The organism is Thiomicrolovo sp. ZZH C-3 (genome assembly GCF_054862725.1).
Genome location: NZ_JBTKXX010000004.1, coordinates 180,065 through 206,948, shown reverse-complemented (window position 1 = coordinate 206,948; position 26,884 = coordinate 180,065). Strand labels below are relative to the sequence as shown.

23 protein-coding genes are annotated in these 26,884 nt (G+C 59.6%); 13 read left to right on the top strand and 10 right to left on the bottom strand.

The window, feature by feature from the left end; genetic code table 11:
- Positions 1 to 68: 68 nt before the first annotated feature.
- Positions 69 to 908 carry a DUF6544 family protein gene (locus ACXWTF_RS12350; protein WP_461715285.1) on the bottom strand — a complete coding sequence of 280 codons (840 nt, stop codon included), beginning with the start codon at positions 906 to 908 and terminating at the stop codon, positions 69 to 71.
- Between the two features lie 167 nt (positions 909 to 1,075).
- Complete coding sequence (locus ACXWTF_RS12345; protein ID WP_461715284.1) at positions 1,076 to 1,417, bottom strand: hypothetical protein; 342 nt, start codon at positions 1,415 to 1,417, stop codon at positions 1,076 to 1,078.
- A gap of 242 nt (positions 1,418 to 1,659) precedes the next feature.
- Here ACXWTF_RS12345 and ACXWTF_RS12340 point away from each other — a divergent pair, with 242 nt between their 5' ends.
- From ACXWTF_RS12340 to ACXWTF_RS12330, 3 genes are all read left to right on the top strand, one after another.
- Positions 1,660 to 2,568, top strand: a complete 909-nt coding sequence (locus ACXWTF_RS12340) for a DMT family transporter (RefSeq protein WP_461715283.1) — start codon at positions 1,660 to 1,662, stop codon at positions 2,566 to 2,568.
- A gap of 283 nt (positions 2,569 to 2,851) precedes the next feature.
- The gene (locus ACXWTF_RS12335) at positions 2,852 to 4,201 is read left to right on the top strand and encodes a DEAD/DEAH box helicase (protein WP_461715282.1); all 1,350 of its coding nucleotides are present in this window, start codon (positions 2,852 to 2,854) and stop codon (positions 4,199 to 4,201) included.
- Positions 4,201 to 4,380 (top strand): hypothetical protein, encoded by a 180-nt coding sequence (locus ACXWTF_RS12330; protein ID WP_461715281.1) that lies wholly within the window; start codon positions 4,201 to 4,203, stop codon positions 4,378 to 4,380. The genes ACXWTF_RS12335 and ACXWTF_RS12330 overlap by 1 nt, the downstream gene beginning before the upstream one ends.
- Positions 4,381 to 4,482: 102 nt before the next feature.
- Here the strand turns inward: ACXWTF_RS12330 and ACXWTF_RS12325 are convergent, their stop codons facing one another.
- Positions 4,483 to 4,701: a cold-shock protein gene (locus ACXWTF_RS12325; RefSeq protein ID WP_461715280.1), complete on the bottom strand. Its 219-nt coding sequence runs from the start codon at positions 4,699 to 4,701 to the stop codon at positions 4,483 to 4,485.
- Between the two features lie 350 nt (positions 4,702 to 5,051).
- Between ACXWTF_RS12325 and ACXWTF_RS12320 the strand changes: the two genes are divergently transcribed.
- The 5 genes from ACXWTF_RS12320 (at position 5,052) to ACXWTF_RS12300 (ending at position 14,018) form a co-directional block, all read left to right on the top strand.
- Entirely contained in the window at positions 5,052 to 5,723 is a 672-nt protein-coding gene (locus tag ACXWTF_RS12320) for a GNAT family N-acetyltransferase (RefSeq protein WP_461715279.1), read from the top strand.
- Between the two features lie 62 nt (positions 5,724 to 5,785).
- Positions 5,786 to 6,973 carry a sensor histidine kinase gene (locus ACXWTF_RS12315; RefSeq protein WP_461715278.1) on the top strand — a complete coding sequence of 396 codons (1,188 nt, stop codon included), beginning with the start codon at positions 5,786 to 5,788 and terminating at the stop codon, positions 6,971 to 6,973.
- Positions 6,970 to 7,656 (top strand): response regulator, encoded by a 687-nt coding sequence (locus ACXWTF_RS12310; protein WP_461715277.1) that lies wholly within the window; start codon positions 6,970 to 6,972, stop codon positions 7,654 to 7,656. The genes ACXWTF_RS12315 and ACXWTF_RS12310 overlap by 4 nt, the downstream gene beginning before the upstream one ends.
- 86 nt (positions 7,657 to 7,742) lie before the next feature.
- Positions 7,743 to 13,181 carry a beta strand repeat-containing protein gene (locus tag ACXWTF_RS12305; RefSeq protein WP_461715276.1) on the top strand — a complete coding sequence of 1,813 codons (5,439 nt, stop codon included), beginning with the start codon at positions 7,743 to 7,745 and terminating at the stop codon, positions 13,179 to 13,181.
- Between the two features lie 111 nt (positions 13,182 to 13,292).
- A complete protein-coding gene (locus tag ACXWTF_RS12300; protein WP_461715275.1) occupies positions 13,293 to 14,018 on the top strand; it encodes a hypothetical protein in 726 nt (241 codons plus the stop codon).
- A gap of 6 nt (positions 14,019 to 14,024) precedes the next feature.
- On the opposite strand, the gene ACXWTF_RS12295 is transcribed toward ACXWTF_RS12300, so the two are convergent.
- Entirely contained in the window at positions 14,025 to 14,873 is an 849-nt protein-coding gene (locus ACXWTF_RS12295) for a hypothetical protein (RefSeq protein WP_461715274.1), read from the bottom strand.
- Positions 14,874 to 14,981: 108 nt separating this feature from the next.
- Positions 14,982 to 15,848 carry a TIGR01777 family oxidoreductase gene (locus ACXWTF_RS12290; protein WP_461715273.1) on the bottom strand — a complete coding sequence of 289 codons (867 nt, stop codon included), beginning with the start codon at positions 15,846 to 15,848 and terminating at the stop codon, positions 14,982 to 14,984.
- A 101-nt stretch (positions 15,849 to 15,949) separates the two neighbouring features.
- Here ACXWTF_RS12290 and ACXWTF_RS12285 point away from each other — a divergent pair, with 101 nt between their 5' ends.
- Positions 15,950 to 16,720: an ATP-binding protein gene (locus tag ACXWTF_RS12285; RefSeq protein ID WP_461715272.1), complete on the top strand. Its 771-nt coding sequence runs from the start codon at positions 15,950 to 15,952 to the stop codon at positions 16,718 to 16,720.
- A gap of 13 nt (positions 16,721 to 16,733) precedes the next feature.
- On the opposite strand, the gene ACXWTF_RS12280 is transcribed toward ACXWTF_RS12285, so the two are convergent.
- Positions 16,734 to 17,315, bottom strand: coding sequence for a Spy/CpxP family protein refolding chaperone (locus tag ACXWTF_RS12280; RefSeq protein WP_461715271.1), 582 nt, complete (start codon positions 17,313 to 17,315; stop codon positions 16,734 to 16,736).
- A 75-nt stretch (positions 17,316 to 17,390) separates the two neighbouring features.
- Positions 17,391 to 18,539, bottom strand: a complete 1,149-nt coding sequence (locus tag ACXWTF_RS12275) for an aminotransferase-like domain-containing protein (RefSeq protein ID WP_461715270.1) — start codon at positions 18,537 to 18,539, stop codon at positions 17,391 to 17,393.
- A gap of 99 nt (positions 18,540 to 18,638) precedes the next feature.
- Here ACXWTF_RS12275 and ACXWTF_RS12270 point away from each other — a divergent pair, with 99 nt between their 5' ends.
- Positions 18,639 to 19,514, top strand: coding sequence for an AraC family transcriptional regulator (locus ACXWTF_RS12270; RefSeq protein WP_461715269.1), 876 nt, complete (start codon positions 18,639 to 18,641; stop codon positions 19,512 to 19,514).
- 6 nt (positions 19,515 to 19,520) lie between these two features.
- Here ACXWTF_RS12270 and ACXWTF_RS12265 read toward each other — a convergent pair whose 3' ends face one another.
- Complete coding sequence (locus tag ACXWTF_RS12265) at positions 19,521 to 20,726, bottom strand: NAD(P)/FAD-dependent oxidoreductase (protein WP_461715268.1); 1,206 nt, start codon at positions 20,724 to 20,726, stop codon at positions 19,521 to 19,523.
- 3 nt (positions 20,727 to 20,729) lie between these two features.
- Positions 20,730 to 21,623, bottom strand: coding sequence for a DMT family transporter (locus ACXWTF_RS12260; protein ID WP_461715267.1), 894 nt, complete (start codon positions 21,621 to 21,623; stop codon positions 20,730 to 20,732).
- Between the two features lie 168 nt (positions 21,624 to 21,791).
- On the opposite strand from ACXWTF_RS12260, the gene ACXWTF_RS12255 reads away from it, so the two are divergent.
- From ACXWTF_RS12255 to ACXWTF_RS12245, 3 genes are read left to right on the top strand one after another with little or no spacing between them, the layout of a single operon-like run.
- A complete protein-coding gene (locus ACXWTF_RS12255; RefSeq protein WP_461715266.1) occupies positions 21,792 to 22,472 on the top strand; it encodes a superoxide dismutase in 681 nt (226 codons plus the stop codon).
- A gap of 46 nt (positions 22,473 to 22,518) precedes the next feature.
- Positions 22,519 to 25,089 (top strand): 2-oxoacid:acceptor oxidoreductase subunit alpha, encoded by a 2,571-nt coding sequence (locus tag ACXWTF_RS12250; protein WP_461715265.1) that lies wholly within the window; start codon positions 22,519 to 22,521, stop codon positions 25,087 to 25,089.
- Positions 25,086 to 25,928, top strand: a complete 843-nt coding sequence (locus tag ACXWTF_RS12245; protein ID WP_461715264.1) for a thiamine pyrophosphate-dependent enzyme — start codon at positions 25,086 to 25,088, stop codon at positions 25,926 to 25,928. The genes ACXWTF_RS12250 and ACXWTF_RS12245 overlap by 4 nt, the downstream gene beginning before the upstream one ends.
- Positions 25,929 to 25,931: 3 nt before the next feature.
- On the opposite strand, the gene ACXWTF_RS12240 is transcribed toward ACXWTF_RS12245, so the two are convergent.
- Positions 25,932 to 26,804 carry a hypothetical protein gene (locus ACXWTF_RS12240; RefSeq protein WP_461715263.1) on the bottom strand — a complete coding sequence of 291 codons (873 nt, stop codon included), beginning with the start codon at positions 26,802 to 26,804 and terminating at the stop codon, positions 25,932 to 25,934.
- Positions 26,805 to 26,884 lie beyond the last annotated feature (80 nt).

Genomic DNA, 26,884 nt, shown 5'->3' with positions numbered 1-26,884 from the left:
GTATAACAAAACTTTCTATCGTCAGCTTATCATATTCTCTAATAATTTTTCAAAGAAAACAGCGCGGGTCAATCTCCCGAAGCAGCCGGCGCGGGGAAGCGGATCGCTGTGACATCGGCCTTGTAAAAGGGGAAGTACGCATCGGTACCGAACAGATTGCCCCCTTCAACCCTGAAGGGAAGGCGGTAGCCCGAAACGTCGCGGAAATCCGACAGCGTCCCTCCGAAGGGTTGCAGTCGGTACTGCTTTTGCGGGTTGGCGTTGCTCCAGCGCAGCATGGAGACTTCGACGGGCTGCCCGTCGTTGCCCAGGGTGATGTCCACCGACTGTGAAAGCGCTCCTTTGGTGACGGTGACCCGGGCGACGTTCTCGTTCACTCCTTCCCAGGCTATGTCTTTGCCGGGCAGCAGGGCCGCCGGGGTCCAGAACACCGCTTCGATGACATAGCGGCCGAAGGCGGAGCGGGTGTGGTCCGCATCCCCGCCCGCCCGGGCGACGGGAAGGATTCCCAGTATCCTGAAACGGGTCCAGCTCCCCGTATCGGACCCGGAGACGGGCAGGCCGCCGACGAGCTGCATCTTCCAGATAAAGCCGTGGGGCAGGGCGAGGATCTGCCGGGCCTGCATAGGCAGGTACGCGGGGGGGGTGAGGCTGAACTCCCCCTGCATGTCGATCTCGGCGACGGTGAGCAGCGGCGTACCGGGAGCGATGGTATAGGCGAAGTAGCGCTGTGCCGCCGGCGGAAGGTTTTGGAGCATGGAAGGGTCGAAAGAAGCAGGCTGCAGCGGCTGTTGCGAGCGCAGCCGCTGCCATTCGTGTGTTTCCGCCCGGTGGTCAACGTAGCGCAGCAGCACAAGGGAGATGAGCAGCACGGCCAGGATGCCGAGGAGCAGGATGAGAAGGGTCATGAAACGTATCCCGTAGCGGTGTAGCATAATGCCTATGATAGCCAATTCATTATGAGAGGGACGGATGCGCAGGTTTCAGTAAAGCAGGAAGCGGGCTGACGGGGGAGGGCGGCACTGTTTTGCCCAGATCAAAACGATCTGCCGCCTTTAAGGCATAGTGTTGAAGGTCAGCGCGGATTTTTGAATCCGCACTCGTTGTAGCCGCCGGTACAGGCTGACCAGCGGTAGTTGCCTGTTGCGTGGCAGGTGTAGAACCCGTTGTTGGTTTCGCCCGGGTCCAGGGTGGAGTCTGACCCGCAGGACCAGTTCCCGTTTTTCCGTTCAAGGCACACCTTGACATAGACGCGCTGGTTGCACTGGTTGGTGACCTTGAGCGACAACGAGTCTGATGAACCGCAGTTGTCGCCCCAGCGGTCATCAAGGTTGACGCAGAATTTGGCATCCTGTGCAAAGCTATTTGTTGTTAACAACAGGCCGAGGGCCAGAAACGACCAGATAAATTTTTTCACAATTTCTTTCCTCCGTCATCTATACGTTGAGAGTACTAGCAGCTGGGACCGGATGCTTACGGCATGCAAGCAAATGAGGTGTGATTGATTAAACTGCTTCAAAACAGAAGCCTGCATCAAGCCTACCAGACCGTCCCTCCGATGCGGGGAAGATACTGATTATCTTTTGTTCATATCTCAAAGGAAGAAGCCGAGTGATCGAAAGCTGATACAATGCCGCACCAAAACGTAACGGAGCAGCGGTGAAAAAGTACAGTGTTTATCTCCTTGTCGGCCTCTGCGTACTTTTCTGGTCGGGCAATTTCATTCTGGGCCGGTTCGTGCGGGATGATGTTCAGCCCCTGGAACTGGCCTTTTTCCGCTGGGCTTTCGTCTGCCTCATGCTGCTGCCCGCGTTTTACGCTGTCAGCCTTCGTAATGTCCTGAAGCTGGTCCGCGAGCACTTCATCGTGACATCCGTGCTGGCCATCCTCAGCGTGACGTTTTTCAATACCATCCTCTACACCGCCCTGCAGACAACGACGGCGACCAACGCGCTGCTCATCAACTCCAGCGTCCCTATCATGATCCTGCTCCTCTCAGCGATGATGCTCAAGCACGACGTGAGCAGGCGGCAGGTCGCGGGTATTGCACTGTCCACGGCGGGGGTCGTTTTCCTGATCCTTAAAGGCGATTTCGGAAGCGTCTCGGCGCTCCGTCTCAGTCATGGCGACTTCTGGATGTTGGCGAGTTCGCTGTCGTGGGCACTCTACTCGGTCCTGTTCAAACGGAAGCCTGCGGGCTTCAGCAGCGCGGAGCTCTTCATGGCCAATATGTACCTTGGATTCCTCTACCTGCTGCCGATCTACCTGGCGCAGGGCTATACGTTTCACGCGGAAGCCGTGCTGCTTGAAAACTACTGGGCCTATTTTATCTACGTCTCGCTCTTTGCCTCGATCCTCTCCTACATTTTCTGGAACAAGGGGATTGATGTCCTCGGTGCCGCCAAAACGGGGCAGTTCGCGCATCTTATGCCGCTCTTCGGCGCCATGCTGGCCTATATCTTCCTCGGTGAGACCCTGCAGTCCTACCACGTCGTCGGGGCGGTTTTGATCGGAGCGGGGATCTATACATCGCTTTTTCTGAAGAAGCCTGTTCAAGCGGGAGGGTGATCAAGAGGCTCTGCGGGGTGCCCGCCTGCACCCCCATCGTAGCGGCCGGGATCAGAGCAGCTGCAGATTATGGTATAATGTCACCACTTTCAGCGCACCACGGTCTGCGACTGTCTCCGTTTTCGTACTTCTTTGATCGCACAGCGCATCTACTGATTACCTTAACAATTTTTTTACACCATAGCCTGGATCGATAATGTTTTCGGATGTTTGGCAGGCTTGAGGGAACGTACGGATCCAAAGAGGATCCTGCAGTCTCCCCCTCATTGACAGGAATATATATATGTCATTTTCAACACTGGGCTTGTCAGAGCCCCTTTTGCGTGCTGTTGCCGATACCGGCTACACCGAACCTACACCGATCCAGGCACAGGCGATCCCCGTCGTATTGAAGGGAAAAGATCTCCTTGCCGGCGCCCAGACGGGCACGGGAAAGACGGCGGGCTTCACCCTGCCGATGCTCCAGCTGCTCAGCAGTGCGGCGCCCTCCAGGGGCAAACGCCCCGTCCGTGCACTCGTATTGACGCCGACGCGCGAATTGGCCGCACAGGTGGGCCAGAGCGTCGAGACCTACGGCAAACACCTTCAACTTGACTCGGCGGTGATCTTCGGCGGGGTCAACATCAACCCGCAGATCAACAAGCTGCGCCGCGGCGTCGACATTGTCATTGCGACACCGGGGCGCCTGCTGGACCATGCGAACCAGAAGAACATCGACCTCTCCCGCATCGAGCTGCTTATCCTCGACGAAGCGGACCGTATGCTCGACATGGGCTTTATCCACGACATCAAAAAGGTCCTCAAGCTCGTGCCGAACAAGGCGCAGAAGCTGCTCTTCTCCGCGACGTTCTCCGATGAGATCAAGACGCTGGCCGACGGCCTGCTGCACAGCCCGGAGCTGATCGAGGTCGCCCGTCGCAACACGACCTCCGAGCGCGTGGCACAGGTGGTCTACCCGGTCAAGCAGGACCGGAAACGCGCGCTGCTTTCGACGCTGATCAATACGAACGGCTGGGAACAGGTCCTGGTCTTCACACGGACCAAGCACGGGGCGAACCGCCTCTGCAAGCAGCTGACATCCGACGGCATCCCTTCCGAAGCGATCCACGGCAACAAGACCCAGAACGCCCGCACCAAGGCGCTGGCCGCTTTCAAAGCGAAGCGGGTCCGCGTCCTGGTCGCGACGGATATCGCGGCACGGGGGATCGACATCGACCAACTGCCGCATGTCGTCAACTTCGAACTGCCGAATGTGCCCGAGGACTACGTGCACCGCATCGGCCGGACGGGCCGCGCGGGCAACGAGGGCGAGGCTGTTTCGCTGGTCTGCGCCGAAGAGGCCGAATACCTGCGTAACATCGAGAAGCTGATCAAGGCGGCGATCCCGCAAAAAACGGTCGAGGGGTTTGAAACCCGTCTGCCCGACAAGGTGACATCCTCATCGAAACCGAGAACAAACGCCTCCAAAAAGCGTCCGGCACGGAACAGCAACGAGCGTGCGGAAGCAAAGCCTCGCCAGGGCCAGCGTGATAAAAAACGTAACGCGCCGAAAGAGCGCCGCAAAGAGCAGCCGCCGATGAAAGCGGAAGATGTCGCATCGTACCTCGCGCAGATGAAAGCGGGGGTGCGCTGATGGCACGCAGTACGCAGACATTCGAAAAACGGCGCCGGGAGCTGGACAAAAAGCAGAAGAAAGAGGCAAAACGCCTCAAGAAAGAGGCAAAGAAAAGCGATGATTACGTGCCGCTTCCGGAGATCTACGTCCCGGAAGAGGAGACGGAACCGGCCGCAGAGAGTGTGCCGGAAGTATAGCCGGAACTTTTCGGCCCGGGGAAGGGCATCTTTTAAAAACCTTCAGGACGCTGGAGGGTTTTAAAAGGTGTCCCGGCGGCGGAACGTTCCGCCGATAGGGGCTTAGAGCGGAGTAACGTTCTCTGCCTGCGGGCCTTTTTGTCCCTCGCCGATCTCGAAAGTCACTTCCTGACCCTCCTGGAGCTCAACGCGGCCGTAGCCTGTTCTGTTGACCTGGCGAAAGTGTACAAATACGTCTTTACCGCCGTCTTCAGGGGAGATAAACCCATAGCCTTTTTCACTGTTGAACCATTTAACGGTTCCCTTTTGAAGATCTGCCAAAGCAAGTCCTTGTTTAATGTAGTCGTCGAAATTTAATGTGGAGCACTCTGTAAGGTATCGAAATTATTGAGGCGCAACGGGGCTTCAATAAGTTAACACACCAAGATGAAACTCTATATCATCTTTCAATGGCTGAATGATACCTGAAAAATGGTTTCTTTCGCAAGCCGAAATCGTTTCCAAAAGGTTCCGGAGTCAAAAGAGGAAGCAGTGATGACATATTATACACCCCGGCCTGCCGGAGCGGAACGCGGGGTGCTATACTGAACCTACAACTAATCTGTCACTTCTAATACCTCTGGGAAGTTTGCCCTTTTCAAGCATTATTATTGGCTTGTAAAGGGGCAAGTATGCCTTACAGCGTCATTAACGTCAACCGTAAAGAGTATCTGGATTCCATCGCGCAGATCGACGATACGAAGAGCAGGGGATTCGCCGACCAGGCACTGAGATGGTGGGACCGCCACTACAGCTGGAATGCCGAGGGGAGTGTCATCCTCACGGATGATGCGGGGGCGCATCTTTGTTACCTCTTCTACAAGATTGACCGCTATCACGAGTATCTGACTATCCACAATATCCTCACCCCGCTGTGCCACCGTCGCCACGGCTACGCACTGATGCTGCTGCAGTGGGTGTTCGAACTGGCGGTGCAACACCATGTCCGGCGTTTCAAAGCGGTCTGCGTCCCCCAGTCGCTCGATTTTTACCTCTCTTTGGGGTTTTGCTACTGGGGACTGACGTCAACGAAGGATTACTACTGCAACCTTCCTGTCCCGGTTTCCGGACTCGACGGCCTCCGGGAGATGGTCGAATCGGCCTCGGCGGAGACCCTTGCGGGGACGGCGCTTCAAAGCATTCACGACCGGGTTGCGGACAACGATGCGTCGCTGGACACGGCCCAGCAGAACCTGCATGACAAGGGGCTTGCCAAACTGCAGGACGCCTACATGCAGACGGAGCTGATCGCGTGTATGGAAGATGCCAAGGGACAGGAGAAGGGGAACAAGCCCGGGATGTGAGCCCGAAAGCGCGAAGGCGTAACGCTAATAAAACAGGCACAAAAACATGCTATGATGGCTGAATGTTCTGTTCCGCCTGGTGTAAACGTATTATCCGTGACAATATCGACGCTCCCGAAGATTCCATAGAGTATAAACGTTCCGTCATCGCGAACCTTATTACGATCTTCGCGGTCCTGGTGCTTGTCCTGGACATCTATAACAACCTGACCCACGGGTTTGAGACCCTTGGCGTCCTGGAACTCTTCGGGATCGTCATTATCCTGATCAACAATATCCTGTTCCGCACCCGGAAGGTCAGACTGGAAACAACCTCGAGCATCCTTGTCGGGGTGATCGCGGGACTCGCCGTTCTTTCGCTGCACATCGACGGTTTTGAGAGGGATTCCGCACTCTTCTGGACGGCCTCGCTGCCGATCTACGTGTTCGCGCAGCACGGATTGACGCGGGGGATCCGCTGGAGTGTGATCATCGCATCGGGTATCGGCGTCGTGCTGCTGCTGAGTGCACTCGATCTCGGCGACCCTATCTTTCCCGCGGGGCTCCTGATCCAGATGTTTATCGGCTATGTCGCCATCTCCTTCGTCGTCTACTATTTCGAACAGATGCGCATGGATTATGAAGTCCGCCTGTCGAAAACGGCACGGGAGCGTGAAGTGATGCTCCGGGAGCTCCACCACCGTGTCAAAAACAATATGCAGGTCATTATGAGTCTGCTGTGGCTGCAATCCGAAAAGATCGAAGAGCCGAAATACCGCAAATACTTTACCGAAAATATCGGCCGCCTGCGGGCGATGGCGATGGTCCATGAAAACCTCTACAGCGCGGACGATTTTGCGGACATCGATATGCACCACTATCTGCAGATGCTGACGCTGAACCTTCAGAAGATCTCGGCGGTAGAGCTGCACTGCGAATGCGAGAAATCCATACGGCTGGGAATCCGAAATGCATTGTCGATCGGACTGATCGTGAACGAAGGGGTCACCAATGCCGTCAAGTATGCCTATGACGAGACGCAGCACGGCGAGATCCTGATCAAACTCGTTCAGCGCGGCGAAGGAAGCTATGAACTGACCGTAAGGGATTACGGGAAAGGACTTCCCGCCCACGCCGCCCCCTCCGAAGGTATCGGCATGATGCTGATCACCGACCTTGTCAAAGGTCTGGACAACGGTACCTGCGATATCAGTTCCAACGGGGGCGTGACCATTACGGTGGGATTTGAGGCAAGAGAGAGGTACGCATGATTGACTCCGTGATGATCGTCGAAGACGAGATGCTGACGGCCCGCTACATTTCCAGCATTCTTAAAGGGTGGGGCATCCGGGTGGTCGGTGTATTTGACAACGCCATGGCCGTTATCGCCGCGTTCGAGGAGGAGATCCCGGGGCTGGTCCTGATGGATGTCAATATCCGGGGCAATATCGACGGTTTTGCGCTGAGCGATATGATCTGGGAACAGCACACGGTGCCGATCGTCTATATCACGGCCTACTGCGATAACGAGACCCTGCAGAAGGCTTTCCGCCCCCTGGCATACGGCTACGTGATGAAGCCTTTCGGCCCCGAGGAGCTCGAAACTGTCTTGCGCAGCGCGCACCGGCGCCACCAGAAGGTGAGTGACGAAGCGCACGATACGGAAAAGGGTGCGCGCATCGACCTCTCCCCCGTCCATACCTATGACCTCGCCACCGCAAGCCTCTATGCGGACGGCGAAGAGGTGGTCCTGACCGCCAAGCAGAACATTCTGCTGGAACACCTGGTACTGCACCGTCACCAGGTGGTGAGTTACCATGAGCTCGAATTCGCCATCTGGGCCGACGAGGAGGTGTCACCCTCTTCGCTGAAAACGGTCGTCTACTCCCTGCGCAAACGCGCCCCGGAGCTCCGCATCAAGAACCTCAGCAAACAGGGCTATACCCTTTCGTAAAACTGCTACTCCCTCTCACGCCTTTTTGACTTTTTTTGACTTTTTTCCTGTAGCTTTTGTGATAGGAAACATTTTAGGAGTTAATAATGGTCAAGATAAGCCAGATGATGCTGTCTGTTGCTGCCGTGATCGCGATCGGCGGTTGCGGCGGTGGCGGCAGCAGCAGTAGCAATACGAGTACCGGCAGCGGCGGCGGCGTTGTTGACGGGTATGTATCGGGGGCGACCGTCTTTGTCGACAGTACCGGCGAAGGCGAGCATAACGATACGGAGTTGTCGACGGTGACCGATGCGAACGGGGACTTCTCCTTCGCGGCGACCATTGCAGACGGAACAAAAATCTATGCCTACGGGGGCATCGATATCAGTACAGGCTACCCTTTTGAGGGGCGTCTGTCAACTGTGTATGACGCGACGCGTCCGGATATCGTCCTTTCGCCGCTGACAACCTATGTCGCGGCGATCATGGCATCGGATCCGACGGTGACCTTCGATGCGGCGGCCGATACGGTCGCGGCCAACCTCGGCATCACCGCCGATCAGGTCAAGAACGACCCGATGCTCGACAGCGACAGCTTTATGGCGGCGCAGAAGGTCCAGAAGGTCGCCGAAGTGCTGAGTGCCGCCACCAAAAGTGACGGCGAGTCCTTTGACGATGCTTATACGAAGGTGTTTGAATCGTTGGCGGCCACCACGTTCAGCGGCGACTTCAACGCGACGGAACTGGCCGGTCAGGTCAGTTCCGATTCCGGGGTGACGCTTGATCCGTCGGTCACGACCTTCGTCGAAACCCTCGCCGGCACGATCGATGAACTCGCGGCAAACGTCACGACGACAAGCGAACTGGACGGCTTCGGCGAGACGATCAATACCTACGCCGAAGCGGCGGAAGGGGCGATTGAGAACGGCGATACGGCCGCCGTCTCCGACCTGACAACGACCCTGGGCGACCTGAACACGACCCAGGTGGCGAATGAGATCGAAACGGGGACCTATGTTGACCCGATGATTGCCGCACTGGCACAGGTTGAAAGCGCCCTCGCCGACAATATCACCTACCTGGGGACGAATACGGCCGAGACGAGCATTACGGCCAATCTCGTGCTGAGCGATCCTGCCGTGGCCCCCTTTGACACCCCGGATCTGAACCTGACATGGTCGGCAACCCCCGCGGGCGTCATCGATGTCGCTACCGGTGCCGTGACGCGCAGCGATCTGGCAGATGTGGCCGTCGCGCTCAAAGCGACGGTCGCGAACAGCCTCGTCACGAATAACCGGGTCTTCGACCTTGTGGTCAAGCGCAACGAGTACGCACCGATGGCGGTGGGAGATAGCCTGAGCCTTGATGAGGATACCAACGCGTCGCTCAATGTCCTGGCGAACGATTCGGACCAAAACGGCGATACGCTCTTTGTCTCGGCGGTTTCGGCCGCGGGCCACGGCGCGGCGGTGATCAACCCCGACGGCACGGTCACCTACACCCCGGTAGCGAACTACAACGGTCCGGACAGCTTTACCTATACGGTCAGCGACGGTACGGGACGCAGCGCCGATGCAAACGTCAGCGTGACCGTTGCACCGGTGAATGATGCACCGACGATCGGCGGTACGCCGGCGACGTCGGTCGACCAGGATGCACCGTACAGCTTTACGCCTTCTTCCGGTGACATCGACGGTGACATGCTGACCTTCAGCATCGTCAATCCGCCGGCCTGGGCGGCGTTCGACCCGGCAACGGGGGCACTGACCGGTACACCGGGCAACAGCGACGTCGGTACGACAGTCGATATCAATATCTCGGTGACCGACGGTACGGCCACGGTCTCCCTGCCGCTCTTCTCCGTGACGGTGCTCAACGTGAATGATGCACCGACGATCAGCGGTACGCCGGCGACATCGGTCGACCAGGACGCGCCGTACAGCTTTACGCCGACTTCGGGGGATATTGACGGCGATACGCTGACCTTCAGCATTCTCAACAAGCCTTCCTGGGCGACATTTGACACAGCGACAGGAGCACTCTCCGGTACCCCGGGTAATGCCGATGTCGGCACGACGACAGGAATCGTCATCTCCGTGTCTGACTCGGTGTTGACTGCAGCGCTGGCACCGTTTGACCTGGAAGTCATCAACGTCAATGACGCCCCGACGGCGTCGGCCGCATCGTTCCAGGTCCAGACGAATACCCAGCTCGACGGCGACCTAAGCCCGTATGCATCTGATATCGATGTCGGTGACACCCTGACCTTCACGCAGGTCGGAACGCTTGCCGGACTGACGCTCAACGGCAACGGTACCTTCAGCTTCAGCAGTGCATCCGAAGGCAACTTCACCTTCGATTATGAGGTTTCCGACGGCACACTGACAAGCGCCCCGGCAACGGTCACCATCAGTGTCGTCGCCAACCTCTCGCCCGTAGCGGGTGACGTCGCAGTCAGTACCGATGAGGATACGGCGGTGCTGATCGACGTGGCGGCACACACCAGCGACAGCGACGGTTCGGTAGATGCCACGACGGTGGCGGTCTCCGCCGCGACGGACGGTAACCTGAGCGTTGACCCGGGAACGGGCGTTGTGACCTATACACCGAATGCCAACTTCAACGGTACGGACAGCTTTACCTACACGATCCAGGATGACCAGGGCGCGACATCGAACGCCGGGACCGTAACGGTCACAATCGTTCCTGTCAACGACGCCCCGACGATCGATCCTATCGGCAATCCGCCTTCAGTGGCGGTCAGTTCACCGATCTTCGAAGTCCCGGTCTCTATTGCCGATGTTGACGGCGATGCACTGACGCTGAGCGCCGTTTCGTCCAATCCGGGCGTCGCAGCGGTTTCGGCGAACGGTACGACGGTGGCGGTCGACCCGGTCGCGGAAGGTACGGCAACAGTGACAGTCACTGTCGATGACGGCATTCTCACTGCCCAGGAGACCTTTACCGTCACGGTCATTGCCGATCCGGTGCTGACGGACAACAGTTTCTACGACGGGCAGTATCTGTATGACTACTGGATGGAAGATAACGGTACGGCAATGGTGCCGATGTACGCACAGCACTACCTTAATTACGGTGCTGTCGACACTATGACTTATGCCCTCACTGCGGATAACAATTGGAGCGAGGTCCCGATCGATATGAACATGGTGACCTGGGATGACATCAACACTGTCTGGGTCCCGGACTCTTATCTGCAGATCGACTACACCATCAGCGCGGACACGCTGACGCTCTCCATGCAAAATGAATCGCACCGCATCGGTACGGTCACTGACCTGAGTGGTCAGACGTTGGATATTCCGATCGGTTCCGGAACGACGGTGCCTGTTACGTTCTCAGCAGGTGCAAAACAGTACGTATCCCTCTACAAGGCGGACAACGAGATCTTCTATTCCTACTGGAACGAGGGTCTGGGGTATACGACGCTCGAAGACCATATGAACAACGACGGGACATTCTATTGGGATGAGTCGACATGGCCATGGCAGCCGGCTTTCGTCGCGCAGAGGAATGCCGGCGGTACCGCCGCTGTCGACAGCAACGGCGCGGATATTACGACGCTGACGCTCGGCATGACGGGTAACCTGGTCGCCGACGGCAATCACAGCCAGGTCGTCGGTAGCTGGTGGGTCTCCACCCTGCCCAATGACAGTAACCTGATCGTCCGTACCGAGTTGAATGCGACTCTGGTCGATCCTGCTATGTATAATGAGGGTGAACCCGTGTTTACGCATATCCATAACGGTATGGTCTACAACGGTGCCTACGGTGCCCCGATGACGGACTTTATCGTTGGCAATGATTCGGTAACCTACAACGATACGGCGATGAATGATATTCTGACCGCTATTGCGAACTATACGCCGCCGGCAGCCCCGGTAACGGTCGATGAGTTCTATGCGCTGACCGAGATCCCCATCAGCCAGGCGGAGTGGGATGCCCTTCCCAAGGCACAGGTTGCCAATCTTGCGAACATGGACCTGTGGGGCGTCTGGCCCGACAGTAACGGTACGGCGGTTATCGCCGTCAATTCCGACGCGCTCTATGCCGACTCCAACGGCACGGTCATGTTCAAAGATATCAACGGTACGGTGACGGATAGTTTTGCTTTCACGATCAATCTCGCCGGTACGGAACTGAATGTCTCCATTCCGCCGAGCGGCCATCTCTTTGCGAACCTGGGAGATGTCTACGACCAGGCGGCCCTCGAAGGGATGTTCGGCATCACGATGCCGGCAGGCTCCGCAGGGTACAAAACGGCGCACCTGCGCCTGAGCGACGAGTATGATTTCTGGGGGACGTTGACATCATATGACATCAACTACTCCTCCATGACGTTCACGACGCTGGCGGAATTCGTCAGCGCCAACCAGGGAGGTCTGGGCGGTTACGTCTTTAACATCAACGGCAATACCGGCATCCAGTTTGGTGCCGGCGATGCCTATACCGACATCAACAGCAACGGTACGGTGACGCTGATCGACTTCAGCGATGCCCAGGCTCCGTTTGTTGTCGAGAGCGGGACATGGTATGTCCAGAATAACGGGAACGGCGATGTCATTATCGTCGAACTGCCGAGTATGAATAGGCCTTTTGCCGCGACGGTCATGAACGACGGCTTCGGTGACTATGTTGCCGAGGGTGAAATGCAGCCGGCCTTTACCGGCGATATCGAGATTAAATTCAACGTAATCGCCCGCGATGCGCTGATCAACTACTTTATGAGCGGGGGAGGCACTGCTACGCCGACGACCGCCAACGATGCGACGCTGGTCGGGGCCTGGGCACTGGGCGGTATCACGACGATGGATGCCCTCCTGATTATCGCCGATAACGACAAATATATGGCGGTCCAGAAAGTTCTGGGTACGAACGGTGTCATCGGCGGCGTGGAAGTCGGGCTGTACACGCTCGATGCCTCCGGCAACTTCACCTCGGCCTCCCCATTGATCAACACCAATGCCGGCGACACTGCCGTGGGGGCGACGGTCAGCGATAACGGCGATGACACGGCGACGCTGACCAGCAGCGATGGGACGGTGGTCTTAAACCGCCTGAGCAGTGCTGCCAGCCTTGAAGCGGGGGCATGGATCGTCAACCAGTCGACGGCCGGTAACATCAAATTCGTTATTATGGTTCTGGACGGTGCGGGTAACTATATGGTTGCCGATATTGACGACAGTTACGGCTCGGAAGTCGTCGGAACCGAACCGGGGACCGTCGGGCGTTACAACATGACGGAGTTTGGTACCTATGTGGTCGAGGGGAACGGCACGGTGACGATGACGCCGGATCTTGAGACGGATGAAAGCGCGGTCTGTACCGATACGATCACCTCCGGATGCGATACCATCGCCGGCGATACGAATAAGGAGTTCGGTCTGACGGTCGACAATACGCTGGGATCCCAGGTCCCGGTCAATATGACGGTCAGTTTCGATCCGACTTACAACTACATGACCGTCGACGGCAGCATGGTCTTCGTCCGGGTCGTGCCCGGCGGACCGGTGATCTTCCAGTAGAGGTGCCACTGCGGCACTTGCCAATCTCTTTCTCCTGAGCGGCCGGCACGGCGCCGGCCGCTCCCTGAAAATATCAGCCCGCTTTTATCCATTCCTTTTATAATCCATCCCATGAAGCAGATCATTATCGGCGATGAGGTCAGAGGGAGCGTTGAAATGCCCGAGACCCCGAACGCCTATTCCCTTTTTCATGCAGTTAAAAAAGCCTATGCGCAGCAGCGGCCGCCGACGCTGTCACTGCTCTTTTCAGCGGAGAAGATCAAGGCACTGGGGCGTTACCAGAAGGGCGGGGCGCAGGCCGAGCTGGCCGAGCTGCAGCTCTTTATCGATATGGGTCAGGTGCTGGGGTTCGAGACGGCGGAGGCGGAGGCGCTGAAGCTGCAGATCGAACTGACCAATGACAACGCCCATGTCCACCTCAACATCTCCAAGCGCCTCAAACTGCTCAACAAAAAGCGCCGGAGCCGGACACGCGGTACCTACCTCTTCTGGGACATCGAGAACTTCGGCCCCGTCGGGCCCATGTTCACCCACGTTATCGAGAAGTTCCGCGTCCCCGACGACCACATCTACCTGGCGGCGAACCCCGACTCCCTCTACCTCAAGCGGCGGGAGTGGGAGGCGGAGCTGTACGATTACGGCAAGCGGCTGGAGTCGTTCAATTTTACCGTCGTCGATCACGGAAAGAACGTGGCGGACGATTTTCTGCTGGGGGAGTTCGAGCGTCTGAAGCTCCGGCAGGCCGACGTTTTCATCATGACCTATGACCGGGAGCTCCGCGAACGCTTCCAGGCGGCGTGCCACAACAGCAACAACCTTTACACGCTGGGGAAATAGCGGCGGTTATTTTTTCGGGTCGCTCTTTTTGAGCTTTTCCGCCTTGATGCGGATCATCGGGCGTTTGGGTTTGGTGCCTTCGGGTTTCTTCTCTGCAGGTTTCCCTGGCCCTTTCTGCGCATCATAAGGCTTCTTTTCCCCTTTGTAGGGCGGCTTTTTCTTCGCGTCGTAGGGCTTTTTACCCTGCTGCTTCCGTTTGGCATCCCACGCTTTTTTGGCCTCGAGGCTCTCTTCGGTGTGGGGCTTGCCGTCATGGCGGTGGTTACGTTCGCCAGTCTTGCCGGAGAACATCGGTTTGCCGTTCTCGTCGGTGCCGATGTAGCGGGAGACGCCGCTCTCTTTCGGTTTGCGCGGGGCACCTTTGCCCTTCGGCTTGGCCGGGGCTTTCTTCGGCGCGGCATCTTCGTAAAGGCGGGCAGAGGGTTTTTTGTAGCGTTTCGGGCGCTGGGCGGGTACGGCACTCTCTTCGGGGGCGAACCCCTCCGGGCGCTCCTGGGAGATGGCGCGGCCCAGCAGCATCTCGATGCCCATCAGGCGCGGGCGGTCCGCCTCGCCCAGCAGGACGAGGGCCCCCTCGCGGGCCAAAGCCATACGTTCCAGGTAGCGCTGCGGAACCTCCGGCAGGTCGTAGCTGATGAGCAGATCGCAGCCTTCGGCATCTTCGAGGGCATCGTCGTTCAAGACGGTGACGGTGTCGGGGACGCTGATGGCCGCAGCGTCACCGGCGGTGACGACGCTGATCTTTCTGTCGGCGTTTTCTGCGAGCAGCTGGGCAAGCAGTTCGTCTTTGCGGGTATCTTCACAGAGGAGAAGGCGGTGGTTCTGGCGTTTGAACGCTACGGATGGGATAGCCATGGTTGGTCCTTGGTGGTGCAGGGAAAGGTGCGGATTTTCGGTACGCTCCGCCGCTGCAAATGATGGTGGAATTATAGCGGTTTTTCACTCAAGCAGGGGCGGAAGGCGTCAATCCTTCCGTTTTGCAAGCAGATTGTCCAGGGCGTCGCCGAGATGTTCGAACCGGAAGGTGAAACCGGCATCAAGCAGGCGGCGCGGTACGGCCCACTGCCCGCCGGCGATTACCTCGGAACCCTCGCCGAAAACGAGGCGCAGGAACCAGTAGGGGAGGCGCATGAAGGTGGGGCGGTGCAGGCGCGTTCCGAGGGCTTCGGTGAGCTCTTTGTTAGTTGAGACCCGGGGCGCCGCGAGATTGTAGACCCCCCGCATATTGTGATCGGAGACGGCGCGGACAAAGGCCTCGCAGAGGTCGCCGATGTGGATCCAGGAGAGGTATTGCTTCCCGTTGCCGACGACGCCGCCGAGGCCGAGGCGGAAGGCGGGCAGCATCCGGGAGAGCATCCCCCCGTTGCCCAGGACGATGCCCAGGCGGAAGATCACCGTCCGGACACCGTAGGCTTTGACCCCTGTTGCCGCGGCTTCCCACTGCTGGCAGAGTTCGCCGAGGAAGGTGTAGGCGTACTCCTCGCTCAATTCGTCGTGCCATTTTTTCGACGGGTAGATGCCGACGGCGGAACCGCCGATGTAGAGGGAGGGCTTGACCTCCAGCAGGCCGATCGCCTCGACGAGGCGCTCTGTCGTGCCGACGCGGCTGGAGACGAGCAGCGCTTTGTAGCGCCGGCTCCAGCGGCGGTCGACGGGGGCCCCGGCGATGTTGATGATCACGTCGGCGCCGGCCAGCTTTTCGGCGAGGGCTTCTGCCGGAAGCGCGAGGTCGCTGCGGCTGAGCGGCACGACGGCCCACCCCTCCGCTTCAAATCGTTTCCGCAGGTGTTTGCCGACAAACCCCGTCGCTCCGCCCATGGCAATTCTCATACCGACCTCCGTTGTGAAATTATATTATCATTGTAGCGAAGGTGCCCGAAATTTGCACAGGGGTATAATGGCACGAAAAGTCCTGCCCGAGAGGAGATGCCATGATCGCATGGAACACAACCCTGGCCGCCGTGTTCAGACGGCGCACGGAGAGACTCAAACCCATTGCTCAGATAGAGGCGATGCCGCTGGAGGAGCTGATCAATATCGACCGCCAGAAGGCGGCCCTTGTCGAGAATACGGAGAACTTCATCGCGGGACGTTTTGCGAACAACGTCCTGCTCTGGGGAAGCCGCGGGACGGGCAAATCATCGCTGGTGAAGGCGCTGCTGCACGCCTACGCCGACGAGGGGCTTCGGATCGTGGAGTTTTTCAAGGAGGACCTGCGCTACCTGCCCGAGGTGATCGACGAGCTGCGCGACGAACCTTACCGTTTTATCCTCTATCTCGATGACCTCACTTTCGGCGAAACGGACCTCTCCTATACCTACCTTAAAAGCGCGATGGAGGGCTCCATCGAAAGCGCCCCGGAAAACGTCCGGGTCTATGCCACCTCCAACCGCCGCCACCTCGTCCCCGAATACATGAGCGAAAACCAAGGGGCAACGGTCAAAGACGGCGAACTGCATTACGGCGACAGCGTCGAGGAGAAGATCTCCCTGGCGGACCGTTTCGGGTTATGGCTTTCATTTTATCAGGGGACCCAGGACGATTACCTGGCCATGGTGGAACACTACTTCAAAGGGGTCGATGTCGAGCGGGAGATGCTCATGCGCGAGGCGCTGCGCTTTTCGGCCGAGCGGGCATCGCGCAGCGGTCGGACGGCCAAGCAGTTTTACCTGCACTATATGCAGCGTTTCTATCCGGCGTAACGGCGCGCGGCGTTCAGCGGGACATCCCGCCGCACTTCATGCCGCCGCATTTCATCCCGCCTTTTGGCATGGCACCGCTTTTCTGACAGCTGTTTTTCATGCCGCCGCTTTTCATACCGCCGCTTTTCATCCCGCCTTTGATCATGTTCTGTTTGATCATTTTCTTGACCATGGGGGCGGTGAAAGCGCGTTTGAAGAGGGGGCGCTGTTCCGGCGTCAGCGTGGCGTAGATGGCGGTGAAGAGTTCGGTCATCGCGTCGGTCTTGGCGTCGAACTGTTTCTGCTGGGCCGCTTTGAACTTCTTCGCATCGAAGGCGGCGTCCCCGAAGGCGTCGATGGGGAAGGTTTTGGACGCTTTGCGAGTCATCATCTTTGCCTTGAAGCTGTTGATGGCATCGGTGACGGCCTGGGCCTGCGCGGCGCTGAGGCCCGTCTGGCTGACGGCATCGACGACTTTGCGGGCCAGGTGCATTTTGTTGTCCTTGCCGCCGTGCATGCCCTGCATGCTGTTCTGGCCGCTGCAGGCAAAGGCCGACGGGACGCTGAGGGCGAGGGTGGCTGCCGCGATCACGGCCATTTTTGCGAAGGGTTTCATCTGAAGAACTCCTGTGGGTGGTTGAATGAAACCATTGTAGGACAACGGTATTAATTTACCGTTAATAGGGACGTGTCACGCAGTGGCCTTCGCCACCCCCGTGATGTTCGCGACGACCTGTTCGCGGTAGGCTTCGGCGATCAGGCTGACACCGCGGTGCATCTGCGCCGGATCGGTGTGGGTGAAGTTGAGCCGGAGCTCGTCGTGCGCCGGCGATCCGGGGTAGAACTCGCTGCCGGGGACGAAGGCGACCCCGCGCTGCACGCAGCGGTCGACCAGCGTTCTCGTATCGTAGCCGGGCAGCCTGCCGTAGAGGAACATGCCGCCGTGGGGCTCGTCAAAGATGAAGTCGGGCAGTGTCGTGCGCAGTGCCGCGGCGAGCGCGTTTTTCTTGGCCCGGTAGTGGATGCGGAGGGTGGCGAGGTGCTGCTCAAGCCCTTCCGCCTCCCAATATGCGTCGATCAGGCGCTGGTCCAGGGTCGACGTATGCAGGTCGATCGTCTCCTTGATGATGAGCAGGCGGCGCAGGTTCGCTTCGCTGGCCCGGACCCATCCGACCCGCAGGCCCGGGGCCAGGATCTTGGAGAAGGAGCCCAGGTGGAAGCTGCGTTCGGGCATGGCCGCGCTGATGGGCAGGGAGGCATGGTCGAAGTAGAGCTCGCTGTAGGGCGCGTCTTCGATCAGCAGCGCATTCTCGTTCAGCAACGCCTTGGCGACGGCGTTGCGTTTGGCGGTACTGTAGCGCAGTCCCGTCGGGTTCTGGAAGTCGGGGATCAGGTAGGCCGCCCCCGTCCTGGCGAGACTGCGTCTAAAGGGGGTCATCGCGATGCCGTCATGTTCCAGGGCGACCCCTTCGGTGCGGACTTTCGACAGCCGGAACGCGCTGAGCGCCCCGAGGTAGGCGGGTAGTTCGACGGTGACCCCGTAGGGGAGCGTGCTCATGGCGATGAGGTTGATCGCCTGCTGCGAGCCGGTGGTGATGAGGATCTCGTCCGCGCGGGTCTCAAAGCCCGCATCGCAGTAGCGCTGCGCGATCTTTTCGCGCAGGGGGGCGTACCCCTGCGAACGTGAATACTGCAGCGACGCGGGATCGCCCAGGACCTTTTCGGCAGCGGATTTGAAGCCGTCGAGGGGGAAGAGGTCGGCGTCGGGAAGGCCGCCGGCAAAGGAGATGGTGTCCGCGGTGATCACATCGAGGATCTCCCGGATAAATTGGCGTTTCATGTTCTGTCCTTTTGGTTGAACGCGATGATACGCCGATTCCGGGGATTAATCTTCAATATTTCTTGCAAAAAAATATGCAGATCTTGCTAAAATGACCTTATGAAGAAAGAGACGCTGCGCCACCACGCCCACGTCGTCAACGACGCGCTGTATTACATCTACCGTCATATCGACTCGCCGATCACCCTGGAGGTGCTCGCGGAGCGAAACCGCACGAGCATCTACCATTTCCACCGGATCTTCAAAGAGGTGACGGGGCGCAACTTCTACGACACGCTGCAGTCCATCCGGCTGCAGAAGGCGGCGAACCTGCTCATCGTCAACAAGACCGAGAAGGTCTCCATGATCGCGCAGCAGTGCGGCTACAGCACGCATTCGGCCTTTATCCGGGCCTTCCGGCAGCGCTACGCGCAGACGCCGACGCAGTGGCGCGAAGGGGGCTACCTTGACTTTTCAAAGGAGAATATCCGCTACTCCGGCAACCTGCCGCGGATCGCGTCGGATCTGACCGGCCTCAGGCCCGAGATCGTCAAGATGCCCGCCATCCGTGTCGCCTACATGCGCCACCGCGGCTACAACCGCTCCATCGGCGACGTCTGGCGGCGGCTCTACGCCTACGCGGTAGAGCACGGCCTGGAGGCGTCCCGGCAGATCGGGCTGCACCACGACAACCCCTCGATCGTGCCGCTGGAGGAGTGCGCCTACGTCGCCGCCATCGAGATTCCCGACGGTTTCGAGGTCTCGGGCTCCGTCTCCAGCTTCGTCATCCCCTCATCGCTCTGCGCGCGCTTTACGATGCAGGGGCGCTACGGCGAGGTGCCGAACCTGATCCGCTACATCTACCATACCTGGCTGCCCGGCAGCGGTTTCGAGGCGAAGACCCTGCCGCCCTACGTCGTCTACCGCCGGAACCATTTTCTCGAATCCGACGAACGGTTCGACCTCGACTTCTACCTGCCCGTCAGCGTCATTTGACGGAGATCAGGCCTCTGTCCGTTTTTTGAAGCCCGTATTGATCCGCAGTTTGAGGCCGAGGTAGTACCCTTTGGTGATGAGCTTTTTCAACAGGTAGGCCGTGTAGCCGCTGACGCGGATGATACCGAAGAGTTCGCCGACCGCGTAGCGGCCGCCCAGGGCGACAAAGACACCGTCGACCTTGGCATGAAACGGGGGAACGGGGTCGCCGTTCAGCCGCTTGCGGATGGCGGCGGCGACGTACTCGGCGCTCTTCTCCGCCGTCTGGGCCGTCGGCGGCAGGAGGTTGCCTTTCGCGTCTTTGAGTTCGACGCAGTCGCCGACCGCGTAGACGTTCATGTGCGGAGCGAGGCGCAGGTAGGCATCCGGAACGATCTGCCCTAGGCGGTTCGTCTCCGGGGGCGTGTCGCTGTGCAGCGTATTGGCGGTGATCCCCCCGGTAAAGATCATGAAACGGTAGGGCAGCGCCGTGCCGTCTTTGAGGTGGATGGTCCCGTCTTCGACCTTGTCGATAAAGGCGTTGGTCAGGATCCGGATCCCCAGCGCTTCCAGGCGTTTCGCCGTGCGGTTGACGATGTAATCGCTCATGCCCGGCAGGATCGTGTCGGCCGCATCGATGAGGGTGATCCTGATCTTTTTGGCATTGGTGCCGAGGGTCTTGTGGTGTTTTTCGATGACGTCGGCCATCTCCGCGGCGATCTCGACGCCGCTGAGCCCCGCCCCGCCGATGGCGATCTGCAGCTCGGCCGGCGCCGGGTCGCGGTGCTCTTCGACCTTGGTGTAGACCAGTTGTTCGAAGGTCTGGCGGAAGGCGAAGGCGCGCTGGAGGTTCTTGACCCCGTAGCTGTTTTCACGCAGCCCCTTGATGAACGCGAAGAAGTTCGTGCGCGCCCCGGTGGCAATGATAAGGCTGTCGTAGCCGATACGCCCCTGCTCCAAAACGACCTCCCGCGCTTCGGGATCGACCCCGGTGATCTCGGCCTGCCTAAAGGTGACACGGTCGCCAAATCCCCGGCACCAGTTTGCCAGGTCTATCGTGATGTCGTGGATATCGAAACGCCCGGCGATATAGCCGTAGGCTTCGGTCTGCAGGTAGTGGTAGGGGTGGCGGTCGATCAGCGTGATGCGAAAGCGCGGGTCGCCGGCGAGATGTTCGATGGCCCGGAGACCGCCGTAGCCGCCGCCGAGAATGACAATGTGCTCTTGTTGCATTTTTTATCCTTTTTTGACCAGGAGTCCGGCGGCGACGATCATGGCGATGCCCAGCCAGACGGCCATGTCGGGGAAACCGTCGCCGAGCATGATGCCGAAGCCGACGGCAAAGGGGATGTTCGTGTAGCTCACGGCCCCGATGATTCCCGCTTTGCTGAAACTGTACGCCTTGGTGAGCAGCCACTGTGAGAGGGTGGAGATGAGGGCCATGAAAGCGATCAGCCCCCACACCTTCGGCGACGTCGGCCAGAGGAATTCCGGAAAGAGAAACGCCAGGGCGTCCGGCGCGTCTACGAAGGGGGCGAGGGCGAAGAGCAGCAGGGAGGCGAGGGTGCCCACCCCCATGAACGAGAGGACGATGACGCGGGTGTCGTAGACGTGGCGGATCGTTTTGATGGTGGCATAGGCGGAGGCGGCGAAGAAACCGCCGAGCAGGCCGAGGAAGTGCTCGTACCCCATCAGCATCCCCGTCGGCTTGGAGATGAACAGGACCCCGGTAAAGCCGATGAAGAGGGCGCTGAGCGCGTAACGGTTCAGATGCTCTTTCAACAGGAAAAAGGCAAGGACGGAGACGAAGAGCGGGGAGGTTTTGTTGAGCGTGATCGCTTCACCCAGCGGGATGACGGTGATGGTATAGAAGAAGAGGATCATCGCGCTGAAACCGAAAAAGCCGCGCAGCAGGAGCAGGTGCACTCTGCCGCCGGGCAGGGAGGGCGGGGTATGGCGCAGCATCGCAAGGACGATGATCACCCCGATGAGGTTCCGGAAAAAGACGATCTCCAGGGCGCTCAGGTCGTCGCCGAGGAGTTTGGCAACGGCCCCGTTGAGGGCGGAGATAAAGGCGCTGAGCAGCATGAAGAGCACGCCGCGGTCGGTCCGGGAGAGAAACTTTTTCACAGAGGGAGACTTTTTTGACGGAAGTATACACTGTTTGGTTGCGCACCCGCACGCCGCAGTGGCTATTCTGAAGGCAGGCTTTATCCTGGCGCTAAAACCATTTCCTTTTCATCGCTTTACTTGGATAAGTTATGATAATAAAAATGAGCCCGCCAAAAGGAGCATAAAATGGCATTCGAACTGATGAAGCTGCCGTACGAAGAGACGGCACTGGAACCCGATATCTCCGCCGAAACGGTGTCGTTCCACTACGGGAAACACCATGCCGGTTACGTCAACAAACTCAACGGGCTGATTGAGGGGAGCCCCCTCGAGGATGCACCGCTGCTCAACATTATCCGCGAGGCTGAAGGTGCCACCTTCAATAACGCCGCCCAGGTCTTCAACCACGACTTCTACTGGCTGGGGCTTTCCCCCGGGGCCACGGCGCCTTCGGCGGAACTCTCGGAAATGATCGAACGCGATTTCGGGTCGATGGAGGGCTTCAAGGGGGCCTTCCTCGCTGCGGCGGCCGGCCTGTTCGGCTCGGGCTGGACCTGGCTGGTATTGAGTTCTGAGAACACCCTGGTGATCGAGACGACCTCCAACGCCGATACCCCCGTCCGCTATGGCCGCCGGCCGCTGCTGGTCTGCGACGTCTGGGAACACGCCTACTACATCGACCGTCGCAACGCACGTCCGGCCTACCTGGAAAAGTGGTGGGACCGGATCAACTGGCGGTTCGTATCGGACAACCTCGCCGCCGAGGAGAACGACCCCATCGCCGGCTACAGCCAGCCGTGCAATGACGACAGCGAAGTCTGCGACTACGTCGATACGATGCAGGCAAATGAAACGACCGCCACGTAAGCAGGCGTGACGGCCTCCGCAAACAACAAAATGAAAGGAGGGGGCCATGACACCGCGTGAACTTGCGGCCTATGACGGCCGTGACGGAAGACCCGCCTATATCGCCTACAAAGGGAAAATCTACGACGTCTCCGAGAGCCCGATGTGGGCCGAGGGGAACCACCAGGGGATGCACCAGGCGGGGCGCGACCTGACACCGATGCTGGAGGGTGCCCCGCACGGGGATGAGGTCTTTGCACGCTACAGCGTCGTCGGCACGCTGGAGGCGGAACCGGGGCAGACCGCCCAGGACGATCCCCCGGCACCTCCGGACCCCCTCAGGGAGCGCCGCCGCCGCTGGCAGGCACTCTACCGCCGTTACCACCCCCACCCGATGACCGTCCATTTTCCCATTGCCCTGCATCTCTTCGCTTCGTTGATGGATCTGCTCTTTTTCGCCGCCCCGACCGCACGCTATGCTGCCGCCGTTTTCTATACCTTCCTGGCGGCGACGGTCATGGGCGCGGTCGCGATGGTCCCCGGGCTGATCAGCTGGCAGATCAATTACGGCGGGACCTGGCGCCGCCCCTTTGCCGTCAAGATCGTGCTCTCTGTGCTGATGCTGCTGGCGGGCGTCGTCGCGATCGTACTCTATATGGAGGAACCGGACATTGTCTACACATGGCAGGCCGGGAGCATCATCTATCATGCGATCGTCCTGCTGACAGGGCTGGGGGTGATCGTGCTGGGCTACTACGGGGGCAGGATCACCTGGGGTGAGAGCATGCCCTATCCCCAGGCGGAAGAAGCCCCCCTTACCGCCGCCGCGCCGGTACCGGACTCTGTGCTGGAGGGAGATGTGAAGCTGCCCTCGGCCGGTCACTATGAGGTCCCTTTCGCCGCCGACCTCTCCGTGCCGCCGCTGCAGCGGCGCATGACGGCGTCGTCACCTCCGCAGAGCGCCGTACAGAGCCTCTCCATTCTGATCGGCGGTGCGGCGGGCATGGGGATCGATACCCTGGAGAAGGTGCTCAGTGACGCCTTTGTCCGCAGCGGCTACTACGTCTATTCGAGCAAAGAGTTCATGTCCAGGGTCCGCGGGGGGAGCAATACGACCCTGATCCGCATCGCCGATACCCCGCTGGAGGCACCCTGTTGGGAGGTAGACTTTTTCATCGCGCTTGACGCCTTGGCCCTGACCCACGCAGCGCCGCGCCTCACTGCGCAGACGGTCGTACTGACCGACGAGCGTTTTGCATCGGAAGCGCCCGGTGCGATTGCCGTTGCGATGCAGCGGGAGGCACAGCGGCTGGGCGACCCGCGCTACGCCAATACCTATGCCGCCGGGCTGGTTTACGGGATGCTCGGGCTGGGGACCGATGCCTTGAAGGCCAGCGTACAGTCGAGGTTCGTTCAGGACGAGGGGAATGTTCACGCGGCGGAGGCCGGGGCCGAAGCGGGGCGGAATCTTCAGCATCCGCCATTGCAGCCGCTGCCGGAGCCGCATCCCGAAGGGGCATCTGCGCTGCACCTGATGGACGGGACGACCGCCTGCGGCTTCGGTTTCCTCGCCGGGGGGTGCAACTTCGTCGCCTCTTACCCTATGTCCCCCTCCACGGGGGTGCTGAACTTTATGGCGGGAATGTCCAAACGTTTCGAGATCGCGGTGGAGCAGAGCGAGGACGAGATCGCCTCGATCCACCTTGTGATGGGGGCGTGGTACGCCGGCGCACGGGCCCTGACGACGACGTCCGGGGGCGGATTCGCGCTGATGGGCGAGGGGATAAGCCTCTCGGGCATCACGGAGACCCCCGCCGTCGTCTACCTTGCCCAGCGCCCCGGTCCGGCCACGGGGCTGCCGACCCGCAGCGAGCAGGGCGACCTGAACCTGGCGCTGCACTCGGGGCACGGCCCCTTCCCGCGGATCATCCTCGCCCCCGGTTCGCTGCACGAATGCGTCGAACTGGGCCATCTCGCCTTTGAGCTGGCCGACCGGTGGCAGCTGCCGGTGATCGTGCTGAGCGACCAGTACCTTGCGGATACGATGGCGATGACCGGTGATGTTGATTTCGCCGCTTTCGAGCAGCGCCGCTACATCGCACCGGCAGCCGAAACGTACCACCGCTACGATGATACCTCCTCGGGTGTCAGTCCCCGTGCCGTCCCGGGCGGCGGCGAGGGGCTGGTCTGCAGCGACGGGCACGAACACGACGCAAGGGGGCAGATCACCGAGGACTTCCGCGTCCGCGAGGCGATGGTGGCCAAGCGGGCCCGCAAGGCCGACGGCATCGTGTCCGAGGCATGGGCACCGGAAGTGCGCGGAACGGGACGCATCGCGGTCATAGGCTGGGGTTCGAGCCGCGGCGCCGTTGCCGAGGCCCTGGCGCGTCTCGGCGGTGACCGGACGTGCCAGGTCCACTTTGGCTGGGTGCATCCGCTGAATCCCGCGCAGCTCGCCTTCCTGGCAGAGTACGACTACCGCATCGTTGTCGAAAACAATGCCGACGGCGCCTTTGCGGAGCAGCTGGCGCTGCACGGTGTCCGGGTCGACCGGCGTATCCTGCAGAGCAACGGCTTCGCCTTCTTCGCCGACCGTCTGGCGCAGCAACTCGCTGCCGTTATCAAGGAGCTTTCATGAAACCGTTTGAACGCGAAAATGTCGATATCGGTTGGTGCCCCGGATGCGGAAACTTCGGCATCCTGACGCTGATTCGCAAGGTGCTCGACGATCTCGGTGCCGAGGGGCGGAGCGTCGTCATCGTTTCGGGCATCGGTCAGGCAGCGAAAACGCCCTATTACGTCGATGTCAATATGTTCGGGGTGCTGCACGGGCGCGCCGTGCCCGTCGCGACTGCCGTCAAGGCCGCCAACCCCGAGCTGACCGTGGTGGCAGAGGGGGGAGACGGCGATATGTACGGGGAGGGGGGCAACCACTTCCTGCATGCCGTGCGCCGCAACGTCGATATCGTCCATATCGTTCACAACAATATGATCTACGGGCTGACCAAGGGGCAGGCGTCGCCGACGAGTGTGAGAGGGATGGAAACGAAGGTGCAGGTCGACGGGGTCGGCAACGAGCCCTTCAACCCCCTCGCCGTGGCGCTGGCGCTGCGGGCGGGGTTCGTCTCCCGGGTCAACATCGGCAACCCCGAACACGCCAGGCGCGTGCTCAAAGCCGCTTTCCTGCACCGGGGCTACGCCCTCGTCGACATTTTCCAGCCCTGCGTGACCTTCAACAAGATCAACACCTTCGGCTGGTTCGGGGAGCATACCTATGAGCTGGACGCTTCCCATGACACGGCCGACATCGGTGCGGCGATGGCACGGGCGATGGAGGGCGGGCCGTTCCCGCTGGGCATTTTCTACCGCCGGGAAACGGAGACCTTTGACGAACGCGTCCGCCACGGGCAGCGGCGGCCGCTCTACCTCGCGACCCACGACGCCGCGCATATCCAGGCCCTTTTTGACGCCTACTGAGGCCTACTCGATCTCCGGGGCGCTCCCGCTTTTCCTGACGATGTAGATAAAGTAGGAGAAGACAAAAAAGAGCAGGGCCAGCGCCGCGATCAGCGACGCCGCGTAGGGGAGATCGTGGTAGTTGGAGATGGAGATCTTGAAGACGACCAGCAGGGCTTCGATCATCAGGGCAATGAGGATGGAGACGGAGAAGTTGAGCAGGGTCTTCACCTTGATCCCTTCATGGACTTTCTGCGTTCTGGGCATCACTTCCTGGTCGACGATCGTTTTGCCGAGGTCGTAGACGGCCAGACCGAGGGTGAGGGCGATCACCGGTTTGAAGAACATCTCCAGCGACATCGCTTCTTCGATGATCAGGTAGTGGCCGAAACTGAACAGCCCGTAGAGGACGACAAAGATCCCCAGCAGCAGCAGGCCCCCGCCGATGATGCCGTAGAGGGTACGGTGGGTCAGCTTGAGGGCGCCGTTGTTCTCGATAAGCATGAAACGTTCAAGAAGGTTGCGCAGCTGGAAATCGAGCAGAATATAGCCCCCCTTGCTCGTCTTGTAGACGACGGTGACGCACAGATGCCCCGTCGTCGTGGAGAGGTAGGGTTCATGAAAGTAGTAGTCGCCTGAGAGTTTATGCTCGTCAATGAGATAGCTGCGGTCTGCGCCGATGGCGCTTGAATCCTTTTTGTGGCGGCTGTGGTTGGCGGAGGTCTGGGCGAACCCCTCGTCGGTTTCATAGGCCAGTTCCAGGCTCGGGAAGACGGTAAAGATGTGCTTGACGTTTTTTTCCGTCAGGTGGATGAGGCCGATCCTCTGGAGGGAGGCCAGGATGAACTTCTGTATCAGGCCGGCGTTCTCTTCGTAAATGGAAACAAGATTTTGCATGACAGCTCCTTTATAAAATAGTCAGGGTGTCTCTCCCCGGTACAAAGGGGCCGGGGGGTGAAAAGGAGAAAAAAATTGGT